Source organism: Teichococcus globiformis, from assembly GCF_042646265.1.
Classification (GTDB): domain Bacteria; phylum Pseudomonadota; class Alphaproteobacteria; order Acetobacterales; family Acetobacteraceae; genus Pseudoroseomonas; species Pseudoroseomonas globiformis.
Window position 1 is genome coordinate 56,864 of the sequence record NZ_JBHRTN010000026.1, and the last position, 24,486, is coordinate 81,349.

At 66.2% G+C, this 24,486-nt stretch carries 21 protein-coding genes; 5 read left to right on the forward strand and 16 right to left on the reverse strand.

Annotated features, from left to right (window positions below; all coding sequences use genetic code 11):
- Positions 1 to 252 precede the first annotated feature (252 nt).
- Positions 253 to 1,911, reverse strand: coding sequence for a thiamine pyrophosphate-binding protein (locus ACFOD4_RS19855; protein WP_379599285.1), 1,659 nt, complete (start codon positions 1,909 to 1,911; stop codon positions 253 to 255).
- A 61-nt stretch (positions 1,912 to 1,972) separates the two neighbouring features.
- On the opposite strand from ACFOD4_RS19855, the gene ACFOD4_RS19860 reads away from it, so the two are divergent.
- Positions 1,973 to 2,905: a LysR family transcriptional regulator gene (locus ACFOD4_RS19860; protein ID WP_379599287.1), complete on the forward strand. Its 933-nt coding sequence runs from the start codon at positions 1,973 to 1,975 to the stop codon at positions 2,903 to 2,905.
- A gap of 189 nt (positions 2,906 to 3,094) precedes the next feature.
- On the opposite strand, the gene ACFOD4_RS19865 is transcribed toward ACFOD4_RS19860, so the two are convergent.
- The 8 genes from ACFOD4_RS19865 to ACFOD4_RS19900 all read right to left on the reverse strand — a co-directional run bounded on the left by ACFOD4_RS19865 (position 3,095) and on the right by ACFOD4_RS19900 (position 11,354).
- Positions 3,095 to 3,880, reverse strand: a complete 786-nt coding sequence (locus ACFOD4_RS19865) for an SDR family NAD(P)-dependent oxidoreductase (protein WP_379599289.1) — start codon at positions 3,878 to 3,880, stop codon at positions 3,095 to 3,097.
- A gap of 11 nt (positions 3,881 to 3,891) precedes the next feature.
- Positions 3,892 to 4,605, reverse strand: coding sequence for an ABC transporter ATP-binding protein (locus ACFOD4_RS19870; RefSeq protein ID WP_379599291.1), 714 nt, complete (start codon positions 4,603 to 4,605; stop codon positions 3,892 to 3,894).
- Between the two features lie 5 nt (positions 4,606 to 4,610).
- A complete protein-coding gene (locus ACFOD4_RS19875) occupies positions 4,611 to 5,378 on the reverse strand; it encodes an ABC transporter ATP-binding protein (RefSeq protein ID WP_379599293.1) in 768 nt (255 codons plus the stop codon).
- Entirely contained in the window at positions 5,378 to 6,379 is a 1,002-nt protein-coding gene (locus ACFOD4_RS19880; protein ID WP_379599295.1) for a branched-chain amino acid ABC transporter permease, read from the reverse strand. The genes ACFOD4_RS19875 and ACFOD4_RS19880 overlap by 1 nt, the downstream gene beginning before the upstream one ends.
- Position 6,380: 1 nt before the next feature.
- The gene (locus tag ACFOD4_RS19885) at positions 6,381 to 7,283 is read right to left on the reverse strand and encodes a branched-chain amino acid ABC transporter permease (protein ID WP_379599297.1); all 903 of its coding nucleotides are present in this window, start codon (positions 7,281 to 7,283) and stop codon (positions 6,381 to 6,383) included.
- Positions 7,284 to 7,317: 34 nt separating this feature from the next.
- The gene (locus ACFOD4_RS19890) at positions 7,318 to 8,577 is read right to left on the reverse strand and encodes an ABC transporter substrate-binding protein (protein ID WP_379599299.1); all 1,260 of its coding nucleotides are present in this window, start codon (positions 8,575 to 8,577) and stop codon (positions 7,318 to 7,320) included.
- A gap of 192 nt (positions 8,578 to 8,769) precedes the next feature.
- On the reverse strand, positions 8,770 to 9,708 hold the full coding sequence (locus tag ACFOD4_RS19895) for an alpha/beta hydrolase (protein WP_379599301.1): 939 nt from the start codon (positions 9,706 to 9,708) through the stop codon (positions 8,770 to 8,772).
- A gap of 2 nt (positions 9,709 to 9,710) precedes the next feature.
- Complete coding sequence (locus ACFOD4_RS19900) at positions 9,711 to 11,354, reverse strand: flavin-containing monooxygenase (protein ID WP_379599303.1); 1,644 nt, start codon at positions 11,352 to 11,354, stop codon at positions 9,711 to 9,713.
- 138 nt (positions 11,355 to 11,492) lie between these two features.
- Here ACFOD4_RS19900 and ACFOD4_RS19905 point away from each other — a divergent pair, with 138 nt between their 5' ends.
- On the forward strand, positions 11,493 to 12,380 hold the full coding sequence (locus ACFOD4_RS19905) for a LysR family transcriptional regulator (protein WP_379599305.1): 888 nt from the start codon (positions 11,493 to 11,495) through the stop codon (positions 12,378 to 12,380).
- A 136-nt stretch (positions 12,381 to 12,516) separates the two neighbouring features.
- Here ACFOD4_RS19905 and ACFOD4_RS19910 read toward each other — a convergent pair whose 3' ends face one another.
- The 6 genes from ACFOD4_RS19910 to ACFOD4_RS19935 all read right to left on the reverse strand — a co-directional run bounded on the left by ACFOD4_RS19910 (position 12,517) and on the right by ACFOD4_RS19935 (position 19,129).
- Positions 12,517 to 14,118 carry an ABC transporter substrate-binding protein gene (locus ACFOD4_RS19910; RefSeq protein WP_379599307.1) on the reverse strand — a complete coding sequence of 534 codons (1,602 nt, stop codon included), beginning with the start codon at positions 14,116 to 14,118 and terminating at the stop codon, positions 12,517 to 12,519.
- A gap of 82 nt (positions 14,119 to 14,200) precedes the next feature.
- Complete coding sequence (locus ACFOD4_RS19915) at positions 14,201 to 15,346, reverse strand: LLM class flavin-dependent oxidoreductase (protein ID WP_379599491.1); 1,146 nt, start codon at positions 15,344 to 15,346, stop codon at positions 14,201 to 14,203.
- A 5-nt stretch (positions 15,347 to 15,351) separates the two neighbouring features.
- Positions 15,352 to 16,779 carry an amidase gene (locus ACFOD4_RS19920; protein WP_379599309.1) on the reverse strand — a complete coding sequence of 476 codons (1,428 nt, stop codon included), beginning with the start codon at positions 16,777 to 16,779 and terminating at the stop codon, positions 15,352 to 15,354.
- Positions 16,766 to 17,596 (reverse strand): polysaccharide deacetylase family protein, encoded by an 831-nt coding sequence (locus ACFOD4_RS19925; RefSeq protein ID WP_379599311.1) that lies wholly within the window; start codon positions 17,594 to 17,596, stop codon positions 16,766 to 16,768. The genes ACFOD4_RS19920 and ACFOD4_RS19925 overlap by 14 nt, the downstream gene beginning before the upstream one ends.
- The gene (locus tag ACFOD4_RS19930) at positions 17,593 to 18,372 is read right to left on the reverse strand and encodes an SDR family NAD(P)-dependent oxidoreductase (RefSeq protein WP_379599313.1); all 780 of its coding nucleotides are present in this window, start codon (positions 18,370 to 18,372) and stop codon (positions 17,593 to 17,595) included. The genes ACFOD4_RS19925 and ACFOD4_RS19930 overlap by 4 nt, the downstream gene beginning before the upstream one ends.
- Complete coding sequence (locus ACFOD4_RS19935) at positions 18,365 to 19,129, reverse strand: SDR family NAD(P)-dependent oxidoreductase (RefSeq protein WP_379599315.1); 765 nt, start codon at positions 19,127 to 19,129, stop codon at positions 18,365 to 18,367. The genes ACFOD4_RS19930 and ACFOD4_RS19935 overlap by 8 nt, the downstream gene beginning before the upstream one ends.
- A 95-nt stretch (positions 19,130 to 19,224) precedes the next feature.
- Between ACFOD4_RS19935 and ACFOD4_RS19940 the strand changes: the two genes are divergently transcribed.
- From ACFOD4_RS19940 to ACFOD4_RS19950, 3 genes are all read left to right on the forward strand, one after another.
- On the forward strand, positions 19,225 to 20,016 hold the full coding sequence (locus tag ACFOD4_RS19940; RefSeq protein ID WP_379599317.1) for an IclR family transcriptional regulator: 792 nt from the start codon (positions 19,225 to 19,227) through the stop codon (positions 20,014 to 20,016).
- 276 nt (positions 20,017 to 20,292) lie between these two features.
- On the forward strand, positions 20,293 to 21,516 hold the full coding sequence (acdA, locus tag ACFOD4_RS19945) for a 3-sulfinopropanoyl-CoA desulfinase (protein ID WP_379599319.1): 1,224 nt from the start codon (positions 20,293 to 20,295) through the stop codon (positions 21,514 to 21,516).
- 99 nt (positions 21,517 to 21,615) lie between these two features.
- Complete coding sequence (locus ACFOD4_RS19950; protein ID WP_379599321.1) at positions 21,616 to 22,950, forward strand: tetratricopeptide repeat protein; 1,335 nt, start codon at positions 21,616 to 21,618, stop codon at positions 22,948 to 22,950.
- Here the strand turns inward: ACFOD4_RS19950 and ACFOD4_RS19955 are convergent.
- Entirely contained in the window at positions 22,935 to 24,455 is a 1,521-nt protein-coding gene (locus tag ACFOD4_RS19955) for an FAD-binding oxidoreductase (protein ID WP_379599323.1), read from the reverse strand. The genes ACFOD4_RS19950 and ACFOD4_RS19955 overlap by 16 nt on opposite strands.
- Positions 24,456 to 24,486 lie beyond the last annotated feature (31 nt).

Genomic DNA, 24,486 nt, shown 5'->3' on the forward strand with positions numbered 1-24,486 from the left:
ACGACCAGCCTGAAGGTTCCGGCGACCGCCAGTAACGTGCCGTTTCCGGATCAACCGTTGCTCCATCCGGCGACTGGCAGCGACGGTTTCAGCCAGGCGCCTCGCGCATTGTTCCGTGCCATGCACGCAAGGATGCTCCGCAGCGAAGCCTCGTGGCGCCCCCCTGTGGCGGGGACCGCCCAGTCTCGGAACGGACCCGCTCAACCGATTCGTCCACGCCGCGCGGGCGTCATGGGCGAATGCGGGCGACCCTCAGCCCTGCGCCGCTCCAGGCATCGAACCCGCTGCACCCTGCGGCAGCACCGCCTGGAGCGAGGTGCGCACCACGGTCACCAGCGGACCCGGCGCGCGCAGCGCGGCTTCCAGCGCCGGCAGATCCGCCTCGCTTTCCACACGCAGCAGCGGCACACCGAAGGCGGCTCCCCAGGCGCCGAGATCGGGATTGACGAGGTCGGTCCCGGAGACGCGGCCCGGATGCTGCCGCTCCTGGTGGATCCGGATGGAAGCGTAGCTGCCGTTGTCGGAGAGCAGCACCTTGACCGGCAAGCCGCGCGCCATGGCCACGGCCAGCTCGCTTCCGGTCATCAGGGCGCCGCCATCGCCCACCGCGCAGATCACCGTGCGTTCCGGGTGGCGCAGAGCCGCGGCCACCGCAGCAGGCACGCCGAATCCCATGGCACCCGAGATCGGTGCCAGCAGGCGCTGCGGCGGATGCCAAACCAGCTTGCGGTAGAATGGCGCCGCGAAGGTGCCGGCATCGAGGGTGACAATCGCATCCGCCGGCGCGCATGCACCCACCAGCTGCACCACCCGCAGAAAGGAGAGGCCATCCGGGAAGCTCTCGGCCGTGGCTCGGCTGTCCGCCTCCTGCAACTTCCGCAGGCGACGGTTCCAGCCCTCTCGGCCAGGCGGCGAGGCAGGCGGCTCGGCGGCCAGCGCGGCCAGCACGGCGGGGGCCTCGGCGGCGACGGCGATCTCCGCCGGGAACTGCCAGCCCAGAAAGCGCGGTTCGGCGCAAACATGCACCAGGCGCTGCCCCGGCGCGGGCCAGCTATAGCCCTGGCTGGTGATGTCGGTCAGGCGGGTGCCCAGGGCGAATACCAGATCCGCCTCGGCGAAGGCTTCGCGCTGCGCATCCGGATTTCGCAGGCCGAGATCGCCGGCATAGAGCGGGTGGTTGTTGGGGAAGAGATCCTGCCGGCGGAAGGACACCGCCACCGGAAGCCGCCACGCCTGGGCGAAAGCCAGCAACGCCTCGCGCCCGCCCGGCACATCGAGCCCGTGGCCGGCCAGCAGGATCGGCCGCTCGGCCCGTCGCAGCAGCCCGGCCAGTTCCGCGGCGGTTCCTGCCGCCAGCGCGGCGCCGGCCATGCGGGTGGGCGGCAAGGCGGGAGCGGCGCAGGGCGCGGCCAGGACATCTTCCGGCAGGGCGAGTACCACCGGCCCCGGCACGCCCTGGGTCGCCATCGTCCAGGCCCGGGCGATCAGCTCCGGAACCTGGTCAGGATGCGTGGCTTCACCGACCCATTTGGCGATGCCGCCGAACATGGCCGCGTAGTCGATTTCCTGGAAGGCGCGGCGACGCAGGTCGCGCTTCTCCACCTGGCCGATCAGCAGGATCAACGGCACCGCATCCTGCTCGGCGGTGTGCAGCGCGATGGCAGCGTTGCAGGCACCCGGGCCACGCGACACCAGCACGATGCCGGGGCGGCCGGTGAGCTTGGCATCGGCCACCGCCATGAAGCCTGCGCCGCCCTCGTGCCGGCAGGTGACCAGGTCGAAGGATGGATGCGCGTGCAGTGCGTCCAGCAGGGCGATGTAGGATTCCCCCGGCACGCAGAAGGCACGGTCGGCCCCCCGCGCGGCCAGGGTATCGAGGAGGATCTCGGCGGCGGTTCTGGTGTTTCCCATGCGGCATCCATAGCGCGGCGGGGCCTGCGCCGCCTCGCAGTAGCAGCTATAGTTGTAGGCTATGGATCAGGTCCGGCTCCGCTCCCTGCTGGCGATCGCCGAACATGGCAGTTTCGGCCGCGCAGCTGCCGCGCTCGGCCTGGCCCAGCCCAGCCTGTCACGGCAGATCGCGCTCCTGGAGCAGGAGGTCGGCCGGCCGCTCCTCTACCGGCATGGACGCGGTGCCCGGCTGACCGCGGATGGGCAACGCCTCACCGAGGTCGCGCGGCCCTTGCTGGCAGCCCTGGCGAACCTGACTGCCACGCTGGACGACCCGGTGCCGCGCGGGCAGGTGGTGCTCGGCGTGCCGACCTTCATGTCGGTGCATCTCGCGCAGTCGGTTTTCGGCGAGCTTCGGCAGCGCTACCCGCAGCTGCACATCCGCCTAGTCGACGGCTTCAGCGGCTTCATCCATCAATGGCTGATCGAAGGCCGGCTCGACGTCGCCATTCTGTACGACAGCCGGCGCAGCCGGACCATCATGGCGGAGGTGCTGGCGGAGGAGGATCTGCTGCTCTTCGCCCACCGGAGCCGCGCCAGTGACCTGGGCGGGGCTGGGCCGGAACAAGAGCCGGTGCCGCTCTCGACGATGGCGCGGCTCGGGCTCATCCTGCCGGACCGGCAACACGGGCTGCGCCGCACGCTGCACAGGGCAGGCGCGCATCCCGATCCCTCGCAGCTGCTGGAGGTGGATAGCCTGACGGCCATCCGCGCCCTGGTTGAGCAGGGGGTGGGTTGGAGCGTGCTTCCGCGTGCGGCGTTGACGCGAGAAGCTGCGAGCCGGCGCTACATCCTGCGCAGGCTTGGCGCACCGCCGTTGCGCGTGCGGCTGATGCTGGCGGTCAGCCCTGCCCGGGGCATGACGCCAGCCCTCCGTGCCGTCATGGCGCATTTGCATGCCACGGTGGCGCGGCTGCGGGAGCAGGCCATCATGTCCCCCATGACACCCGGTTGAGCGCATTCTCCGTCGGCGCAGGCTCAGGCGGCTGGATCCCGCGTGGCCGCCATGCTGAGGCAGGGTGATAAACGCGAAGGGCGTGGTCCATCACCGGCTGAGCGCCCTGGCTGCGCGCCAAGCAGCGGCCAGAACCCTGATGCAGACAGGACGCGGAACTTTCCGGAGGAGATACCCCCACCGCAGAGCTCATCGCGCGGGCCGCATGCCGCCATAGGTTGTCATGGTCGCGCCGGCCAGCCAGCCGGCATCGACCGGCAGGTTGATGCCGGTGATCGCCGAGGCATCGTCGGACAACAGGAAGGCGACACCGGCGCCGATCTCCTCGGGTTCGACCAGGCGGCCGAGCGGCGCCGCATCCCTGAGAAGTTGCGGGTCCCGCAGCCCCCGCTCGATGGCCGCCCGCACCGGCGGCGTGGCCACATAGCCCGGCGAGATCGCATTGACGCGCACCCCGGAACGGCCCCATTCGACCGCGAGGCAAGCGGCCATGTGCACCGCCGCCGCCTTGGACGGCGCATAGGCGTGCAACGGCGCCGCGCGCGAGGCGGTGACCGATCCCGTGATGACGATGCCGCCACGGCCACGCCGTGCCATGCGCTTGCCGGCCGTCACGCAGGACAGGTAAACGCCGCGAAGATTGACCGCGATGACGCGGTCGAACTCGGACATGGACAGTTCTTCCGGATTGCTGCCCGGCTGGATCACCCCGGCATTGGCGAAGAGTGCCTCAACCGGCCCGTGGGCCGCCTCGATGCGCTCCATCGCGGCTTCCGTTGCATGCTCATCGGCCACATCGAAAGCGATGGACGACGCACCGATCTCGGCGGCGGCGCCGGCGGTGCGGCCGGCGTCGAGATCGCCGATCACCACCCGCCAGCCTCGCCGTGCCAGCAGACTGGCCGTGGCGAAGCCGATGCCGCTGGCGCCACCCGTGACCAGAACAACACGGCCACGGCCTTCATCTCGTGTCATGGGCTGCATCCTTAAACGGCAAGATAGCGCTGCATGATGGCGTCGTTGCCGCGCAACTCGTCGATGGTCGCGCTATAGACAACTTGACCCTTGTCGATGACCGTGGCGTGCGTGGCGATGCCGAGACAGAAATGCATGTTCTGCTCGGCCAGCAGGATGGTGACACCCATTTCCCGCAACTGCCGGATCAGCTCGCCGATGGTCCGCACGACGATCGGAGCAAGGCCCTCACTGGGTTCGTCGAGCAGCAGCACATCCGGGTTGCCCATCAGGGTACGGGCAATGGTAAGCATCTGCTGCTCGCCGCCGGACAGGCGCCCGGCCATGCGGTTGCGCATCCCGGCGAGGATGGGAAAGACCTCGTAGATCCGACCGGTGGTCCAGTGGCGCTCGCCTCGCGGTCCGCGCTTGGCCGCCACAATCAGATTGTCCTCCACAGTGTGCTCGGGGAAGACCTGCCGATCCTCCGGCACATAGCCGATGCCGGCGCGGGCGACGAGGTACGGGGCCCGTCCGGAAACAGCCTGGCCTGACAGCAACACCTGGCCCCCACGCGGCGGCGCGATGCCGGCGATGGCCTTGAATGTCGTGCTCTTGCCGGCGCCGTTGCGCCCGAGCAACGCCATGGTCTGGCCGCGAAGGACGGTCAGATCGACACCAAAGAGGATCTGGCTGGCGCCGTAGAAAACATCCGCGCCGCGCATCTCCAGGATGGGTGTATCCATGGGGTTCAGGTCTCCTCGACAGCCAGGGCCATGTGGTGGTCAGTGCCGAGATAGGCGTCGATCACATCCTGATTGCGGCGGATGTCCTCCGGCGTGCCCTGGGCCAGAACAGCCCCGTACTTCAGAACGTGCACGGTCTGAGAAATCTTGAACACGATATCCATGTCGTGCTCGATAAAGATCATCGTCAGCTGCTTCGCCTGCCACAGGCGGTGCACCTTGTCGATCATACGCCATCGCTCATCCGGACCCATCCCGGCCGTCGGCTCATCGAGCAACAGCACCTTCGGCTCCATGGCGAGCGCCAGCCCGATATCCAGCAACTTCTGATCGCCATGGGACAGGTTGGCGGACAGCACATCGGCCTTGCTGGAGAGCCCCAGCAACTCCAGAAGCTCGGTGACGCGGTCCCGGCTGTCGGCAAGCGGGAAGCGCGAGAAGAGCCGCGCCGAGCGGCGTTGATGCGAGGTGACGGCAGCATTAACTGCTTCCCGCACCGTCAGGCTGGGAAACAGGGAAGCCACCTGGAATGCCCGCGCCATGCCGCGTCGCACCACTTCCAGGCTTGAGAGCCCGACAAGATCCTGCCCCTCGAACAGGACGCGGCCGGAGTCCGGACGGATGTGACCGGAAATCAGGTTAAAGAAGGTCGTCTTCCCGGCGCCGTTGGGTCCGATAATGGCGGTCAGCGAACCGGGAGGAAAATGAAGGCTGACATCCCGGGTCGCCTGCACGCCGCCGAAGGATTTGCTGAGGTTCTGCACGTCCAGCATCAGCTCACCGCCTTCTTCGTCGCTTCCGCCTTGGGCGCGGCCTCCGCGCGCACGGTGCGGCGGGACATCAGCCAGTCCCGCGCATAATCGGCGACGCCACGCCGCAATCCGAGAACAATGGCCAGGATAACAATGCCCAGCGCCAGTCCGTGATGCTCCGTGTAGATGGTGATGTAATGGTTCAATGTCTGCAGCAGGATTGCGCCGATGACAGGTCCAAGGAAAACCTGCGTACCGCCGAGCATGATCATGAAGATGGCCTCACCGGACATGGTCCAGAAGGCGAACTCCGCATAGGCACCGGATACGAAGAGCGCCATCAGAATGCCGGCCATGCTCGCCATCGTGCCCGCCAGCACAAAGACGCCAAGCTTCATGCGCAGGACGTTCACGCCCAGGAAGTTGGCGCGCGCCGGATTGTCGCGGATCATGCGCAGGGTGTAGCCGAAGGGCGATTGCCAGACCTGCCGCATGATCAGCAGGCACACCACGAACACCACGGCGCAGAAGACGTAGAGCGTGCCCGCCTGAGCCAGGTCAATGCCAAGAAACGGCGGGCGCGGAATACCGCCGCGCAAGCCTTGATCACCGCCAGTTACATCGACCCACGTCAGGATGATGCTGTGGATGAACATCTGGAAAGCCAGCGTGATGAAGGAAAAATAGATCTCCTTCAACCGAACGCAGATGGCGCCGATGACCAGAGCAAGCAGCGCGGTTCCTGCCAACGCGCAGAGCATCGCCAGGGGAACGGAGAACCGCCCGGTCTGCATCAGCAGGCCGAAGCTGTAAGCGCCCGAGGCGAAATAGGCGGCGTGGCCGAAGGACACCAGGCCGGTGAGCCCGACAAGCAGGTTGAGCGACATGGCCAGCAGGCCAAAGGCAATGACGTAGATCAGGAAGTCGCGCAGGGCTGGTTGCGGGAACACGGCCGGGAGAACCAGAAGAACAACCAGCGCTGCGGCGGCAATCATCAGATCCCGGAGAACATCGCGGTGCATCTCAGCCAGCCTTCGCGCCGAGAAGTCCGCTGGGCCGGACCACCAGAACCAGAGCCATCAAGCCGAACATCAGCCCGTCAACAAAGAGCGGGAAGCCGATGGCGCCGAAGGAGCGGGTCAGTCCGATCAGCAGGGCCGCGACCAGCGCACCGGGAATCGATCCCATGCCACCGATCACGGTCACGATGAAGCTTTCGATGAGGACGGAAAGGCCCATGCCTGGTGTCAGCGTGCGCACTGGCGCGGCGAGTGCGCCCGCCAGCCCCGCCAGCACGCAGCCGAGACCGAAGACTCCGGCATAGAGCAACTTGGTGTTGATGCCGAGGGCGCCGACCATCTGGGGGTTGATGGCCAGCGCGCGAATGATCTTGCCCATGCGGGTCTTGTTGATGCCGAGCCACAACCCGAGACCGGCCGCCAGAGCGATGACCAGCATGAAGATGTAGTAACCGGGCACGAAGCCGCCTGCGATCTCGACCGGTGCCGTGGCAAAGGCTTCGGGCATGCCCATGAGCTTGTAGTCGGCGCCGAACAGGATCTTTACCAGGTCGTCGAAGATCAGGATGGCGGCGTAACAGACGAGCAGCTGCATCAGCACGTCGTGGCCGTAGACGCGGCTCATCAGAAAACGCTCAAAGGCGACACCGACGACCCCCGCGGCGAGCGCGCCAAAAACCAGGGCCGTGGCGAAGCTGGATGTCTGCTCATAGGCCAGCAGGGCGAAATAGGCACCGGCCATATAGAAGGCCCCGTGTGCGAAGTTCACGATACCCAGCACGCCAAAGATCAGCGATAGGCCCGAAGCAACAAGAAACAGTAGCATGCCCACGATCAGGCCGGAGGAGATCTGCGTCACGACGCAGGCGCCGGATGTCATGCATCCAGCCAGTACCTCGAGATTCATGTTCGTTTCCCGCGGATGAGTGGCTAGGGCGGCGTCAGGCGTAGCCCTTCCCCTTTTTCCACTCTTGCTCCATCTCCAGAATCTGCGCCCACTCGACCGGCACGAAGTCCCTCACATACGGCGCCGTGGGGATGGTGATGCCCCAGGGCACCGGGTAGCCAATGATGGTGTGGTCGCTGGCACGCATGGTGATCGTCTCGTCCACCGCCAGCGCCGTCTTGAGCTCCATTCCGGCAACTTCATTGGACAAGGCCGCGGGATCGGTCCGGCCATTGGTGCGGCGCAGCGCCTCTGCGATGAACTCGCAGGCCACGTAGTTCTGCCAGGCCCAGTTTGTCGGTTCATGCTTGGCGAGCTTGGCGAAATCGTCGGCAAAAGTCGCATTCTCCGGCTTCGCCGGGTAATTGCGATTGTAGCGATAGGCGGTGTGGATGCCTTGGGGCAACTGCTTGATGGCGCCGGCTACGGGCGGATCACCGAGCGACGAGGAGAAAAACGTCAGGTTGCCGAAGAGGCGATAAAGATTGGCCTGTTCCACGAAGCTCACCAAGTCGCCACCCCACAGCGCGGAGTACATCGCCTGCGGCTTGACCTGCAGGATCTTGGTGATGTTCTCCGTATAGTCCGGGGCGAAGAGCCGTGGCCAAATCTGGTCCACAACTTCGATGCCCGGGTCGAACTTCTTAGCAAACACCAGAAACTCCGCAGTGTTGTCGCGGCCAAAGGCATAGTCCGGAGAGCAGGTCATCCAGCGCTTCAAACCACGCTCCTTGGAGATAGCCGAGGCGTAGACGCCGCCTGCCACGGCGTCGTGCACACCCTGTCGGGCGCAGCGGAAGGCATGCTTTACCAGCATCTTCGGATCGGCCGTCAGCGACGAAGTCTCGCTGTTGGTATGCAGGCAAAGGATCGGGATATCGCGCACCACCTCGTGCACGGCGAAGGATCCTGCCGAGGACTCACCATCGATCAGGATCTCGCAGCCATCATTGTTGATGAGGTCGCGAGTGATCTTCGCGGCTTCGTCAGGCCGACCCTTTGTGTCCCGGTCGATCACCTCCAGCGTGCGCCCGCCGATGCCGCCCGCTTCGTTGATGCGGCTGAATGCGTAGCGGATCGCCGTGCGGCTAGATGTGCCAAGAATGGCGATGCGGCCGGACAGGGTGGTCGGCAGGCCCACGCGGATCACCTTCGCCTGAGCTCCAGCGATGTGCGGCATGGCCAGCATGGCGGTGCCCGCGACGGCACCACCCAGCAACGCGCGGCGACCGATGGCGCCTCGGTTCTCGGACATTCCCTCGTCTCCCTCTGGCGGCTTCCCGTGCCCGCCTTCAGCGGTGCCGCGGAAGTCTTGTTCTGTGTTTCTTCGTTGTCATCTTGGTGAGCGCAGCGCGAGCGAGTCAATCGCCATCGATGCTCCCCATGATTTCAGCTAAACCTGTGGCAGGCAAAGCCGCCTGACTGACCGTGCCGGTGCATTGGCCGTTCAGCTCCGGCACCAGGATTCACGCAATTGCTCCGCCGCCAGGTCCAGGACGCCTGCGGCAGAGCTGACAGCGCGATCCATGGTCAGGAAGCCGTGGGTCATTCCGGATAGATGCAACGCCGTCACAGCGACGCCTTCGGCTTCCAGTCGAGCAGCATAGCGCTGCCCTTCCTCTCGCAGCGGGTCGTGCCCAGCCGTTACAACAAAGCTCGCCGGCAGCCCCGACACGCTTGCCGCGCGCAAGGGCGATGCCTGCCACTCAAAACGTTGCTCCGGCCGCGGCACATACTGATCAATAAACCAGCGCATAGTGCTGGCACCGAGCAGCATGTTCCCGGTGCTCCGTGCGTAGCTCTCCTCCGTGATTGCGAGATCAACCGCGGGATAAAAGAGCAGCTGGCACGTACCGGCCGGCGCAACGCCGTCGCGCCCCATCAGCGCGAGTACGGCGGCGAGGTTGGCACCCGCACTGTCACCGCCGAGAGCGATGCGTGTTGCATCGATGCCCAACCGATCGCTCTGAGCCGCCAACCAGCGCAGCACCGAGACGCTGTCATCCAGCGCCGCCGGATAGGGATGCTCCGGCGCCAGGCGATAATCCACCGCCAGTACGCAGCCTCGGCTCAGCCGCGCCAAGCGCCGGCAGACCCAGTCATGCGTTTCCAGGCTGCCCAACACCCAGCCGCCGCCATGCAGGAACAACAGGCAGGGTTGCGGCACTCCCGGTTCCGGCAGCGTGGCCCTGTACAGCCGTACCGGCACGCCGTCGGCCACAAGGTCCTCGACCACTGGAAGATCATCGCGACTGCTCTGCAGGGCAAGTGCGCGGTCTGAATGGACCCTTCGGGCCCTGACCGCCCCAAGCGTTTCGAAGGGCGGCTGGTTGGCCTCGCGCACCGTTCGCATCAAGGCGAGGATGTCGGGATGAACGGCGGCCATGCTCAGCGCCTCAGCACGAAGCCTTCATAGCCGTGGGCAGCGACCTCTGCGCATCGTCTGGCATACCGGGCCATGCCGCCAGCATAGGGCATGAAGACGCGCGGCTTGCCAGGAACGTTGGCACCCAGGTACCAGGAACTATTCGCCATCGGCAGCAATGTCGCGTTGGCGGCGTCGTTCACATGCGCGACCCATTCGTCCACGGCGACGGGATCAGCCTCGATGGTGGTGATGCCGGCCTCGCGCATGTGGCGGATGCAATCGGTGATCCATTCCACATGCTGCTCGATGGCAACGGGCATGTTGGTAAGAACGGAAGGGCTGCCCGGGCCCGTGATGGTGAACAGGTTGGGGAACTCCGCCACCTGCAGGCCGAGATAGGTCCGCGGCCCTGCCGCCCAGGCCTCCTTGAGCGGCACGCCGGCACGGCCTCTGATGTCGAAGGCCAGAAGCGGGCCGGTCATGGCGTCGAAGCCCGTGGCGAAGATGATGATGTCCAGGGGGTACTCCGCCTCACTCGTGCGGAGTCCGTCAGGGGTGATCTCAAGGATCGGTGTCGCCTTGATGTCGACCAGAGTGACATTGTCGCGGTTGAAGGTTTCAAAGTAATGGCTGTCGACCGGAGGCCGCTTCGTTGCGAAAGGATGGTCCTTCGGCGTCAACCGTTCCGCCACCTCGGGGTCCTCCACGATGCCGCGGATCTTGGCCCGGATGAACTCCGAGGCGGTATCGTTCGCTTCCTTGCTGGTAAGGAGGTCCATGAAGCTGGCGCGGAACCGCAGACCTCCCGTTTCCCAGGCGGCCTCATACTGCGCCAGCCTTTCTTCCGGTGACACGGCAAGGGCGGAGACCTGGTTCACCAGGAAGGGATGTCCGTTGGCGGACGTTCTGGCGAGATCCCGGATCGCCGCATACCCGGCCTTGATCTTGGCCACTTCGTCCGGACGCATGGGACCGTTCCGGGCGGGAATGCTGTAATTCGCCGTGCGTTGGAAAACAGTGAGATGTGCCGCCTGAGCGGCCACCACCGGCGTTGCCTGGATCCCCGTCGAGCCCGTGCCGATCAACCCGACCCGCTTGCCGCTGAAATCCACCGGTTCATGCGGCCATCGCCCGGTGTGGTACCAATCGCCCTTGAACCGCTCCAGCCCTGGTATCTTGGGAATGTTGGCCGAAGACAGGCAGCCGACCGCGGTGATCAGGAAGCGTGCCGAGAAGCGCGCGCCCTGCTCGGTTTCCGCATGCCAGAGTTTGGCGTCCTCATCATACCAGGCGCGGGTAACGCGTGTGTTGAAGTGGATATCGGGACGCAGCTTGAACTTGTCCGCCATGGAATTCAGGTAGCGACGGATCTCGTGATGTTCGGGATAGCGTTCGCTCCAGCTCCATTCCTGCTGCAACTCGTCCGAGAAGGAAAAGGAGTAATAGTAGCTCTCTGAGTCGCAGCGCGCGCCCGGATAGCGATTCCAGTACCATGTGCCGCCGACACCGTCACCGGCCTCCAGAACCTGCACCGCGAGCCCCAGCTTGTCGCGCAGCATATGCAGCTGGTAGAGGCCGGCAAAGCCGGCTCCGATCACCAGGGCGTCCAGATCCGTGGCTGGACGCGGCGCGGCTTCGATGGTGGATGCTTGTGCGCTGGACATGTTACCGCCTCCCCTGCCCTGCTTTCCGATCTCTGCGGCACCGTTGGCCGGGCCTGCGCCGAAAACGTTAGGGACTTGCCTCCCGCTCAGCAATTTCCAAAACTGACAAACTGATGTGACGGCGTGGAACAGGTCGGCATGGATCGCTTGGCTGAGATGCAGGTCTTTGTGCGCTCGGTGGAGGATGGCAGCTTCTCGGCGGCAGGCCGCTCGCTGTCGCTGACGCCTTCTGCCGTCAGCAAGCTTATCGCCCGGCTGGAGAACCGTCTGGGCGTCGTGCTGTTCAACCGTTCCCTGCGCAGCTTGGCACTGACGCCGGAGGGGGAAGCCTTCTACCCCGCCGCGCGGCAGGCGATCGAGGCGGTGGAGGAAGCGGAATCCACTGCCTCCAGCGGCACTCAGCTGCGCGATGTTCTGCGCGTGCGGTCCATACCGACCTTCGCTGTCCACCTTCTCGCGCCACTCCTGCCCGCCTTCCGCCGTCAGCATCCCACGCTGCGGCTGGAATTCATCCTGAGCAACGAGCCCGGCAACCTGCTGGAAGGCGGCGTGGACGTGGCCATCAACATCGGCGACCTTCCGGATTCATCCCTGATTGTGCGACGGGTGCTGGACATGCGCTGGATCATCTGCGCCGCCCCGTCCTATCTGGCGGAGCACGGCGTTCCGGTGAATGCGGCCGCACTGGCCGAGCATGAATGCCTCAACTTCAACAAGCGCATGCCCTGGAGCGCCTGGACCTTTCGCGACGACGATCGGGCGCTGCGCCGCATCCAGGCCGGCGGAAGCGTCACAGCCAATCAAGGCCAGATGCTGATGGCGATGGCCTGTGCCGGAGTGGGCATCGCGCGGCTGGCCGACTTCCAGGTGGCGCAGGACCTTGCCTCCGGACGACTGATCCAGCTGTTCCCGGGCCATGAACACAAGATGGAGGACACAATCTACGCCGTCTACCAGAGCCGGCGGCACCTCAGTCAGAGGCTGAGGGTTTTCCTCGATTTTCTCGACGACGCCTTCGCCCGTTGATCCTTGAAGCTTGGTGGCCGGGGCCAAGTGCGCCAACACCCCGGGCTTGTTGCCGCGGCGATCGGAGGCGGCCAGGTGCCGCTGCTCCGCCCGTGCAACGAGTCCGGACATGGTGCCTCGGAGGCACCGCACCCCATCAAGATCCGTCGCGCTGAATGTTCCACAAGACCGGAAAGCCGAAGTCGATGACGCCCTTCAGCTCCGCCCGCCAGACTGCAGGGCTCGCGAACTGGCCTGCCAAGGGGAAGTTGGCGTGGCTTACGGAGAGCTGCTGCAGTTCCCCGGCGATCTCCCGCCGTCTGGCCGGATCGTGCTCGGCCTCGAAACGCTCGATCACCGGGGTCATGGCCCCGTCGCAATAGCCCCATGGCTGATTGCCGGTGCAGTTATAGCCGATGCCGGGATTGCTCAGCGGGTTGGCAAGATCGAAGCCGGTGTAGACGACGGGAAGGAGGCTCCAACCACCCTGGGCCAGCGGCTGCCGCTGGATCCAGCGCTGCGCGTGGGATGACCAGTCCGCGGTTTGCACATCAAGGTTGAAGCCCGCCTGCTTCAGCCGTTCCAGCATCACCAGGCCGATTGGATTGATCAGCGCGGAGTCCGCCGGTTGCAGGAACACCACACGCTGCCCCGCATACCCCGCCTGCTGCAGGAGGGCCTTGGCGCGTGCGATGCCGTTTTCGCGGACCGGCTCCGTTCCGACATCGCTGGCATAGAAGGTGCCGCAGGCGTAAACCGACACGCAGTCGGGCCGGGCGAAATCGGCCGGCACGCCCTCTGCCGCGATGATTTCCCTGCGGTCCAGGACCTGCTGCACGGCGCGACGGATCAGCACGTTGTCGAAGGGTGGCTGATGGTGGTTGATGCTGATACCACCAACGATCTCCGCGCCGCCCCTGGCTTTCGCCAGCACCAGGTTCCGGTTGCGCTGGATCAGCGGAATGTAATCGATCGGTGCATATTCCAGATAATCCACCTCGCCATTCTGGATGGCGGCCGCGCGCAATCCCGGATCGGTCATGTTCACGAATTCTACGCGCTGCACCCTGGCGACCTTGCCGCCAGCCAACCCGTCCGCCGGCTCCGCCCGTGGGCGGTAGCGCGGATTGCGCACGAACACCGTGCGCTCGCCCGGTATCCACTGATCGCGCAGGAACAGGAAGGGGCCGGAACCCACGACCTCTGCGACGGGCGTTGTTGGCGGCGTGTTGGCGGCGAGACGGGCGGGCATGATGAAGGGTACCTGCACGCTGGGCTTGCCCAACGCCTCGATCACCAGCCCGAAAGGCCGTGCCAGCTCCAGCACGAAAGTCTTGGCGTCGGCAACGCGCATCTCCTTCGTGGCCGCCATGAGACGGCGCCCCAGCGAATCACGTGCGCCCCATCGCTTCAACGACGCGACGCAGTCTTCCGCCGTCACCGGAGCACCGTCGCTGAATTCAAGTCCGTCTCGCAGCGTGAAGGTATAGGTCAGGCCATCGTCACTGATCCGCCAGTTGTCCAGCATCTGCGGGCGATACTCGCCTTTGCTGTCGACCGAGACCAGCGTATCGAACACCATGTAGGAGAAGTTCCGGGTGACGAAAGACGGTCCCGCGATGGGATCGAGCGTCTGCAATCCCACATTCAGGACGAGCCGCAAGGGCCGGTCCTGCGCCTGGGCGGCCGAAGCCGTGAGGGCGACGGAGCCCACAAGAACTGCGGCGAAGGCGCGGCGAAACACAGTGGTCATCTTCATGCCCCTCGGTCCTTTCATGCTGTGGAGCAGCCGCCTCGCTGGCGCGGTGTTCCCATGCGGCCTGCTGGCCCGTGTTGAAGGCCTACGTCCCTGCGCTGTCGAACGGCGAGCGCAGGCCTCGTGCCTCGATCTGCGGCATGACGTCGCGGAACCGCTTCAGCCCGTCGATGAAATCCACCCAGGTGAGCAGCACGCCATCCAGGCCTGCATCGGCAAGCTGCTCCAGCCGCAAGGCAATGTCCGCCGCCGTACCAACCAATGCCGAACCGCCTGCTCCGGCCGCGAACCGCTTCCGGAAGGCGCGGACGGCTTCCGGCGATTTCAGGATCTTCGTCTGTGATCCAACCCCGGCACTCCAGGCATCGAGGCTCGGGCCATCCTCATGCCGCACGGCGAAATGCTCCAGGTAGTCCTCCGCCTCAGCACGCGTCGCACGCTGCACGCAGTAGGCGTAGGTCCACACCTGCACCTCGCGGCCATAGTCGCGGCGCGCCATCGCCTTGTAGTCGGCGATCTGCGACGCAATGTCGTCCAGCGCCTCGGAGCGCAGGATCAGGAAGCAGATATCCGCGTGCTGGCAGGCGAAGCGCTGACCACGGTCCGATCCTCCGGCATTGACGATGGGCGGTCCCGGCTGCTGCACCGGCTTCGGCATGGAGGAAGCGCGGAGCACGCGAAAGAAGCGACCATCGACATCGAACTCCGCTTCCTCGCGCCAGAGCCGCTGGATAATGTTCAGCCATTCCTCCAGATGGTCGTAGCGCTGGTCGTGCTCGGCCATGGCCGCGCCGAACATGTCGAGCTCCGGCTTGTTCCAGCCGCCCACCACGTTCAGCGCGAAACGGCCATCGGCAATGATGTCGATGGTGGCGCATTGCTTCGCGGCGGTAATGGGGTGCAGCGTCGGCGCGTGCGAGGTGGCAATCACCGCCAGATGCCGCGTCGCCTGGGCAATGCCCGCGCACCAGGTGAATGGGTCGAGCGTTACGCCGCTGACATGGGTGGGTTGGCCGGCGATGTAGCCCTTCCATCGCGCATAGGCCAGCACCGCTTCGAAGCCGAGCGCATCCGCAAGCCGCGCCGTGTCCACCGAATTCCGCCAACTCGGCCGGTAGGCTTCTGGCACCAGGGTCTGTGCGGCACCCTTGCCGTTGGCGCCAAAGATCCCGAGCTTCATGCGGTTCGCGTTGAAAAGCGGATTACGGCTCCGTGCGCCCGCCATCTCCATCGCCGTCACCGCGACTCCGGTTGCACGTGCTGTGCAATCCACCCGGCCGTGGCCGTCAGGGCCGCATCATGATGCCGCTGGCCGATCACCTGGACACCGACGGGCAACCGGTCCACCGCGATCAGGGGCAGCGTGATGCTGGGACACCCCAACACCGAGGTCGCGGCGTTGTAGGCTGGCAGGCCGGTGGTGTGGGTAACACCGGAATCCTTTGCCGTGTTCTCCATCACGGGTGCGGGCCCGACGGAGCTGAGGCTGATCAGCCCATCCGCGAGCGGCGACAGTGCGGCGAGCGCCTGCTGCGCGGCTTCCCGCCGCCGAAGGGCGTGGCGGTAATCGTCGATGCTCATGGCCCGGGCCAGGTCCAGCCGCGACATCATGCTGTCGCTGAGACCAGTGGGAAAGCGCTCCACCAGGTTCTCCAGTGTCCAGCGCAGCTCGTAGCCGCAAATGTCCCGGCACAAGGCCAGGCTCTCGGCGATCGCTTCCTCGAAAGCCGCGATCAGCGCGTCGTCGGTGCGGCGCAGCAGCGTCACGCCCGCATCGCGCAATTGCCGCAGCACCCCCTCGAAAGCGTCGGCGACGAGGCCGTCCGTCATCGCCCAGCCTTCGCTTTCCATGACGATCAGCCGCGCGGGCCTGACCGGGGGCCGCGGCGTCGCCTCGCCGAACAATCCCGGATGACCGGGATCACCGCCGGAGCGCCGCGCCATTTCAAAGGTGACGCGCCACATGTCTTCCAGGCACCCGGCATGCACGCCGATATGGCTCTGGCTGAAGCCCAGGCGCTCGCCGCGATGGATGGCGCCGAAAGTGGGCTTGATGGCGGTGTTGGCGCAGAAGCCGGCCGGGCGAATAATGGAGCCGACCACCTGGGTGCCGAGCGCTGCCGGCACCATCGCGGCGCCGATGGCGGCGGCAGAACCGGACGAGGAGCCCCCTGGCGTATGGGCGGGATTGAAGGGGTTCGTGGTGGGACCAGGATGCGACATGCCGAGCTCGGTCGTCACCGTCTTCCCGATGATCACCGCCCCGGCCTGGCGCAGCGCCAGGACGCTGGCACTGTCGGTCTTGGTTTGCACGCCCTTGAACAAAGGTGAGCCCTGCTCGGTCGGCATGTCCTTGGTCTGCAGGATATCCTTGATGCCGACCGGCATGCCGTCGATCGGTGAAAGCGGGCGCCCGGCCTTGTAGCGCGCCGTCGCCGCATCTGCGGCGGCGCGCGCGCCACCCTCGTTCAGCGTCACCCAAGCGCGCACCACGGGCTCCCGCGCGGCGATGACATCCAGGCAGCGCTCCAGGTAGGCGCGCGGCGTATCGCTGCCCTCGGCGAAGCGCGGCACGGCGTCGTGGAAGGTCAGGGGCCGGAAGCCCGCAGGATCGTAGGTGGAAGCGGACATCGCGGTCTCCGACACGGTTTCAGGCGGCGTCATGCGCGGCGATCCAGGCCTCGGCGACTTCGGTGCCGGTCGCGAACCAGACGTTCGGGAAGCTCTTCATCCAGCCGATCATCTCGCGCAGCAGCGCGACGCGGCTCGGCCGGCCGCTGACCTGCGGATGCATCACCAGGTTGAACAGCCCACCCCAGCGGTAGATCTCGCGGAACTCATCCTGGAAGATTTCCCTCAGGTGGCTGTTGGGAAAAATCGGGCGAGGCGACTTTATGGAGAACAGCGCGTGTGGCGCGTCATCCGTGCTCCAGTGCCAGGGCAGCTCGACCGGTCCCCTGCCGCCATCCGGCAGCGCCAGGCGATAGGGCACCACATCATCGAGCAACGAGCTGTCGTACAGGAAGCCATGCTTTTGCAGCAGGTTGAGCATGTTGTCGCTCGACTCGCCGGCCGGCGAGCGGTAGCCGCGCGGCACCACGCCCAGCACGCGCTTCAGGGATTCCAGCCCCTTCTCCATCTCCTCCACTTCCTTGTCCGGGAAATCGGGATCGATCCAGGCGTGGGAGTAGGAGTGGTGCGCCACCTCATGGCCACTGGCCACGATCATCTCGGCGCGGCCGGGATGGTTGTCGGCCGTCCAGCCAGGCACGAAGAAAGTGCCCTTGATCTCCTCGTCGCGCAGCAACTCCAGCAGCTTCGGCACGCCGACCTTGGCGCCGTAGGTGCCCTGGCTGAGGATGCCCGGCCGACGCGCATTGTCCGGGTCACGAGACAGCCACAGCGATTCCGCATCGAAGTCGAAGGTCAACATGACGGCGATGCGCGCGCCATTCGGCCAGCGCACGGTTTTGTCGATCATCCCATGGTCTCCTCTCCAGGCGCGCGCGGCGGGTGACGCGCGCTGATCCAGCCTCCATCCACCGCGATGACCTGCCCGGTGACGAAGGAGGCATCCTCGGAAGCCAGAAAGGCAATAACGCCCGCCACCTCCTCCGGCCGCCCGGCGCGGCGCAGCGGCGTCGGCTCGACGATGGCCTTGACGTAGTAGGGCCGGGTCAGGTGCCGCTCCGTCATCGGCGTTTCGATGACGCCAGGTGCGATCGCGTTGACCAAAATGCCCTCGGGTCCGAGCTCCGCGGCCAATTGCCGCGTGAACTGGGCGACGCCCGCCTTGGCCACGGCATAGGCGGTGGTGCCCGGATAGCCGGCCAGCGCCAACGTGGAGGAAATATTGATGATGCGCGCGCCAGGCCTGCTCATGGCAGGCAGCACATCGCGCGTGATGCGCAGCACGGCCTTGAGGTTGGTGTCGATGAAACGATCCAGCAGATCGTCGTCGGATTCGGCCAGGGCCTTCGAGCCGCCGATCCCGGCGTTGTTCACCAGAATATCAACCGCACCGAAACGCTGCCGCGCGATCTCGGCCAGCTTGGTGCCGGCATCCCGCGCAGCGAGGTCCAGCTCGGCCGCCTCCGCGCTCAGCTCCGCGGCGACCGTCGCGACCTCCGGCAGGCGATCCACCAGCAGCAGACGCGCGCCCTCCACGGAAAGGCGGCGCGCCGTCGCGGCGCCGATGCCGCGAGCGGCCCCGGTGACAATCGCGACACGGCCGGCAAAGCGGTTCGGGTCAGGCAAGACGACCTCCATCCACGGGAAGGGCAACACCAGTGATGAAGGAGGCTTCAGCGCTGAGCAGGAAGAGCACCGCCGCCGTCACTTCCGCCGGCTGACCGAAGCGGCCGAGGGGGTGCCTCGCGCGGAACGCGGCTTCCTGCTCGCCGCGCAGCACGGACGAGCCGGCGGCGGCAAAGACTTCCTCCAGCATCGGCGTCTCGATGGAGCCCGGACAGACGCAGTTGACGCGGATGTTCTCCCGCGCATGAACGAGGGCCAGGCTTCGCGTCATCATGACCACGGCCGCCTTGCTGGCCGAATAGGCAGGAAGCGCCGGGGACCCGGTGAGGCCGGCGGCCGAGGCGAAGGTGACCACGCTGCCGCCGCCCGCGGCCTGCATCAACGGCAGCAAAGCGCGGAGCGTCAGCCAGGTGCCCTTGGTGTTGACGTCGAACAGCCGGTCCCATTCCGCTTCCTGGAGGCTGGTAAGCGACTGGGCCGAGCCGACCACGCCGGCCGCGGTTGCCAGGAGGGACAGTGGCCCGACCGACGCCGCGGCATCCGCCAGCCGGACCAGCGCTGCCGCATCGGTGACATCGCCGGCGACGCAAACGGCATCCGGGCACCGCGCAGCCGTGGCCTCCAGCCCGGCGCCGTCCTTGTCATACAGCACGAGGCGCGCTCCGCCTTCGGCCAAGGCGATGGCAGCGTCTCGGCCGAGGCCCGAGGCCGCCCCCGTCACCACGCCAACCTGACCATCGAAGCGCCTGTGTGTCATGGAGGATCTCCCGAGGCTGCTTGCCGCGAATTGGATCTCTGTATTATTCTTCGATACAGTTGAATTGTTAATGACTAAAAAGGATTGCTGCTGGCATGTCAAAGGCAAACCTGCCGTCCGAAGCTCCTTCCGCGCCGGACCCACGGCTCTTCATCCAGGCGGTCGACAAGGCTTTCCGGGTTCTTGAGGCTTTCGGGCGTCATCGCCGGCCGCTCTCCCTGGCGGAAATCGCCGCAGAGACCGGGCTGGACCGGAGCGGTGCGCAGCGGCTGTGCTACACGCTTCGCCAGCTCGGCTACCTGGAGCTGGATGCCCTCGGGCGCGGACATGTTCCGGGATTGCGGCTGCTCGACCGTTCCTACGACTTCCTGCGCATGCATCCCCTGGTTCAGCGGGCAACGACACCGCTGATGGAACTGCGGCGCACAACGCAGGAGCGCGTGGATCTCAGTCTGCCGGACGATCTCACCATCATCTACGCCGTCCGGCTGCAGAGCAAACGCGAAAGCTTTGTTGCGACCCTGATCGGGCGCAGGCTGCCGATGTTCTGCTCGTCCGGCGGCCGGGCCATGTTGGCGCAGATGGATGACAGGCAAGTCGAGGACGTGCTGGCGCGGTCTGACAGGCAGCCCATGACGCCGAAATCCATCACCGACCTGCCGACCCTGCGGCGCAAGATCGCGGAAGCACGCTCCCTCGGCTATGCACTGGCGCTGGAGGAACGGCTGCTGGGCGAGATCGTTCTGGCGGCCGCGATCACCGATGGCGGCGGCAAGCCGGTGGGCGCCATTCATGTCGCAGGCTCTCTTTCCGAATGGGAGCCCGCCGATTTCCGGAAGCGGATGGCGCCGCTCGCCATGGAGACCGCGCGCGCGCTGAGTGGTTGAAGGGCTTCTCGGAGGACGCAGCGGCGCGGCAGATCGCGGGCGCACCCGCCCGCTCACGCGACGCTGGTCGGCAGGCCGGCCGTTGAACGCTGGGCGCGAGCCCTCCACCAGCCGCGCTGCAGTCGTCTTAATCTGCGATGACGAGGGAGTATTCAGCTATCCGAAGCGCGATGGAGCGGGGATGTTCCACTCGATCCAGCCGCAGAACTTTGCCGCTTTACCTTCCGATCTCGTGTGCCACTCTGAACCAAAATCATGCTTCGGGGAAATGTTCGGATGCTGCTCAACCTGACGCCTGAGCAGGCACGCCTTCAAGGGCTGGCCAGGGAAGTCGCCGAAGGTTCCGTGCGCGCTCGTGCCGCGGAAACCGACCGCAGCGAAGCCTATCCGTGGGACAATGTGCGCGCGCTGAACGAGGCGGGGCTGATCGGCTACACCATTCCCCAGGCATATGGCGGGGCGGGCGGCAGCTTCATGGATGCCGTCCTGATCGTCGAAGAGATGGCGCGCGTCTGCGGCGTCACGGGACGCATCGCGGTTGAGGCCAATATGGGCGCCATCTCCGCCGTGATGCGCTACGGCACGGCGACGCAGAAGCAGCTTGCCGCCCGGATCGTGCTCGGCGGCGACAAGCCCGCGATCTGCATCACCGAGCCGAATGCGGGCTCTGCCGCAACGGAGATGACGACCTCTGCCGTGCGGCGCGGCGATGTCTACGTGCTGAACGGCAAGAAGCACTGGATCACCGGTGCCGGAGTTTCCAGGCTGCACCTGGTTTTCGCCCGTGTCTTCGACGAGACCGGCTCGGAGCAAGGCATCGGCGGCTTCCTGGTCGTGCATGGCGACCCGGAGGTCTCCGACACCCCCGGCTTCCGCATCGGCCGGCGGGAACCGACCATGGGCCTGCGCGGCATTCCGGAAAGCGAGGTGATCCTGGAGGACGCGGAAGTTCCCGCCAGCATGGCTTTGCAGCCGCCCGGCGGCTGGCGGCGTGGCTTCGCCGAGCTGATGAACGCCTATAACAGCCAGCGTGTGGGCGCCGGCACCGTGGCGTTGGGCCTCGCACAGGGTGCCTTCGAGCATGCCCTGGACTACGCCAAGTCGCGTGAACAGTTCGGCCGCCCCATTGCGGAGTTCCAGGGGCTGCAATGGATGCTGGCCGACATGTCGGTGCAGCTCAGCGCGGCGCGCCTGTCGCTCTACAACGCGGCGAACAGCGCCGATCCCTTTCCCGATCCGCTCCTTGCGGCACAGGCCAAGGTGCTGGCGTCCGAGATGGCCATCAAGGTCACCAACGACGCACTCCAGATCTTCGGCGCGCGCGGTTACTCGCGCGATCTGCCATTGGAGCGGATGGTGCGGGACGCACGGATGTTCACCATCGGCGGCGGCACGGCGCAGGTGCTGCGGACGCAGATTGCCGGCCGCCTGCTGGAGCGGAAGCTCCCGCAGACCCGGGATGGCTACGGGCGCGATGTTCGCGGCATGGCGGCGGAATAGCTCCGCCTCGGCGCCAGGGCAGCGGCACAATGCGTCGCGCCCATCCGGCGGCGGCCCGGCGTGATGCCGTTCCTGCCAGAAAGAATTCAGGAGGACGATGTGAAGGACGCTCAGGGTTATCCGCTCACCACCTCCAGCCAGGAGGCGGCACGGCTCTACAGTGTTGCCCAGCAGAACCTTCTCGAATACCGCCTGGTCACCATGCAGTCGGTCAAGGACGCGATCGCGGCCGACCCGCATTTCACGATGGCCCATTGCCTGCGCGGCTACCAGTTCATGATGTACGGCTCCTTCTCGGTGCTGAACAACGCGAAGTCAGCCCTGCGCCTGGCCGATGCCCATGCGGCGGGGACGACCGAGCGGGAGCGGATGCATGTGGAGGCGCTGCGCTCCTGGACCGAAGGCCGGACCGGCAAGGCGATCCTGATCTGGGAACAGCTGCTCAGCGCCTACCCGCTCGACATCGTCGCGCTGAGGATGCACCACTTCAACTGCTTCTGGACCGGGCGCCAGCACTCGCTGCGCGGCGGCGCCGCCTCCGTACTGGAGCATTGGACGGAGGATCTGCCGGGCTACGGCAATGTGCTGGGCATGCTCGCCTTCGGCTATGAGGAATGCGGCCAGTACCGCGAGGCCGAAAAGTTCGGCCGGATCGCCGTCCGGCACAATCCGCAGGATCTTTGGGCGCTTCACGCCGTGGCGCATGTGCTCGAAATGGAGGACCGGCAGCAGGAGGGGATCGCCTGGCTGACGCGGCCGGAAGACCACTGGTCGGATCGCAACCCCTTCAAGGGCCATTTGTGGTGGCACCTAGCTCTTTTCCATCTGGAAAGCGGGCAGCACGATCAGGCGCTGGCGCTCTACGACCGTTCCGTCCGCAACGACGGCTCGACCTTCTACCTTGATATCCAGAACGCAGCCTCGCTGCTGGCAAGACTGGAGCTCCTGGGCGTCGATGTGGGCGATCGCTGGGTGGCCCTTGCTGATTTCGCCGAGAAAAGCATCGGCGACCACGGGCTGATCTTCACCGACCTGCACTACATGATGGCCCTCGCCAAGGAACGTCGCTTCGATGCGGCCGAGCGGCTGCTGTTGTCGATGGAGGAGTTCGCGGCGCAGGATGCCGCGGACAGCGCCGCCGTGGTGCGAACGCTCGGCCTGCCGCTCTGTCGCGGCATCCTCCGGTTCGAACAGGGCGATTACGCCGCCGCCGTCGAGCAGTTCGCGCCCCTGCACAACAATGACGCGCCGCTTGGCGCAAGCCATGCCCAGCGCGATATCGTCGATCAGTACCTGATCGAGGCCACGCTGCGCGCCCGCAACCTGGAGCGGACGCGCATGCTGCTGGCGGAGCGGGTCACGCTGCGGCCACGGAACAGGACCGCCCTCCAGCGCCACAAGGATGTCAGCCGCCGGATTTACGGCACTGGCTGAGGCGCGGCCAGGCCGTGGCCTGTATCGGGCAGCACCTTGCCCGGATTCATCAGGTTCTGCGGGTCGAAGCACTGCTTCAGCCTGCGCATCATGTCCATCTCCACCGCGCTCTTGTAGCGCGGCACTTCATCGATCCGCAGCCGACCGATGCCGTGCTCGGCGGTGATGGAACCGCCGAGCTGCGCCACGATGTCGTGCACGACAAGGTTCACCTCCGGCAGGTAGGATTGCCAAAGGTCCTTGTCCCCGCCTTCGGCCTGGATCGGATTGTAGTGGATGTTGCCGTCGCCCAGATGGCCGAAGGCGAAGGAGCGGATGCCGGGGAACCGCGATGCCAATGCCGCATCAGCCTGGGCGATGAAGCGCGGCACCTGGGAGACCGGCACGGACACGTCGTGCTTGTAGGAGGCACCCTCCAGCCGCTGCCCTTCCGGCGCCCCCTCGCGGATGCGGCGGATGCCGGCCGCCTGTTCGGCGGAGGCGGCGATGGTTCCGTCCACCAGCTCTGCATTCTCCAGCCCCGCCTCGAAGGCGACGAGCAGCCGGGTCTCCAGCGCCGCCTGATCGCCCTGATCGGCGATCTCCACCATCAGGTACCAGTCGTGGCGATCGGCCAGCGGGTCGCGGATGGCGCCGTTGTGGCGCATGGCGATGTCGACGCAGCGGCGCTCCATCAGCTCCATGGTGGTGATGCTCTCGCCCAGCAGCGATTTGGCGCGACGCAGCCAGGCCACCGCCGTAGCGGGCGAGGGCGTGGCGAGGAAGGCGGTGGCCGATGCGGTGGGCAGCGGCAGCAGCTTCAGGGTCGCGGCGGTGATGATGCCGAGCGTGCCCTCGGCGCCGATGAAGAGCTGCTTGAGGTCGTAGCCGGCATTGTCCTTGCGCAGGCCGCGCAGCCCGTCCCACACGCGGCCATCAGGCAGCACCACCTCCAGCCCCGCCACCAGGGCGCGCGCTGTGCCGTAGCGCAGAGCCTGCACGCCGCCGGCATTGGTGGAAAGGTTGCCGCCGATCTGGCAGCTCCCCTCCGCGCCCAGGCTGAGCGGAAACAGCCGTCCATGGGCCCGCGCCGTCTCCTGGATGGTCTGCAGCACCACGCCGGCATCGACGGTGACCGTGTCGTTGTCGAGGTCGATCGCGCGGATGCGGTTCATCCGCCGGGTGGAGATCAGGATCTCGCTATTGTCGCCATGCGGCTGGCTGGCGCCGGTTAGGCCGGTATTGCCGCCTTGCGGCACGACCGGTGTGCCGGTGCGCGCGCACAGCGTGACCACCGCCGCCAGTTCCTCCGTGCTGGCGGGCATGACAACCAGCGGAACGCGCCCTTCCCAATTGTCGCGCCAGGCCACCATCATCGGCTGCATGGCGCCGCGATCGGTGATCAGGCCCCGCTCGCCGACGATGGCGCGCACCGGCTCCAGAACCTCGCGCTCGAAGCGCCCTGGTTCGGCCATCAGGTTGCGGCGCACGGCAATGCGGGAAGGCTGGGGAACGGTGTCGTGCATGCGCAACAATTTCCTTGTTCAGGGAAAACCG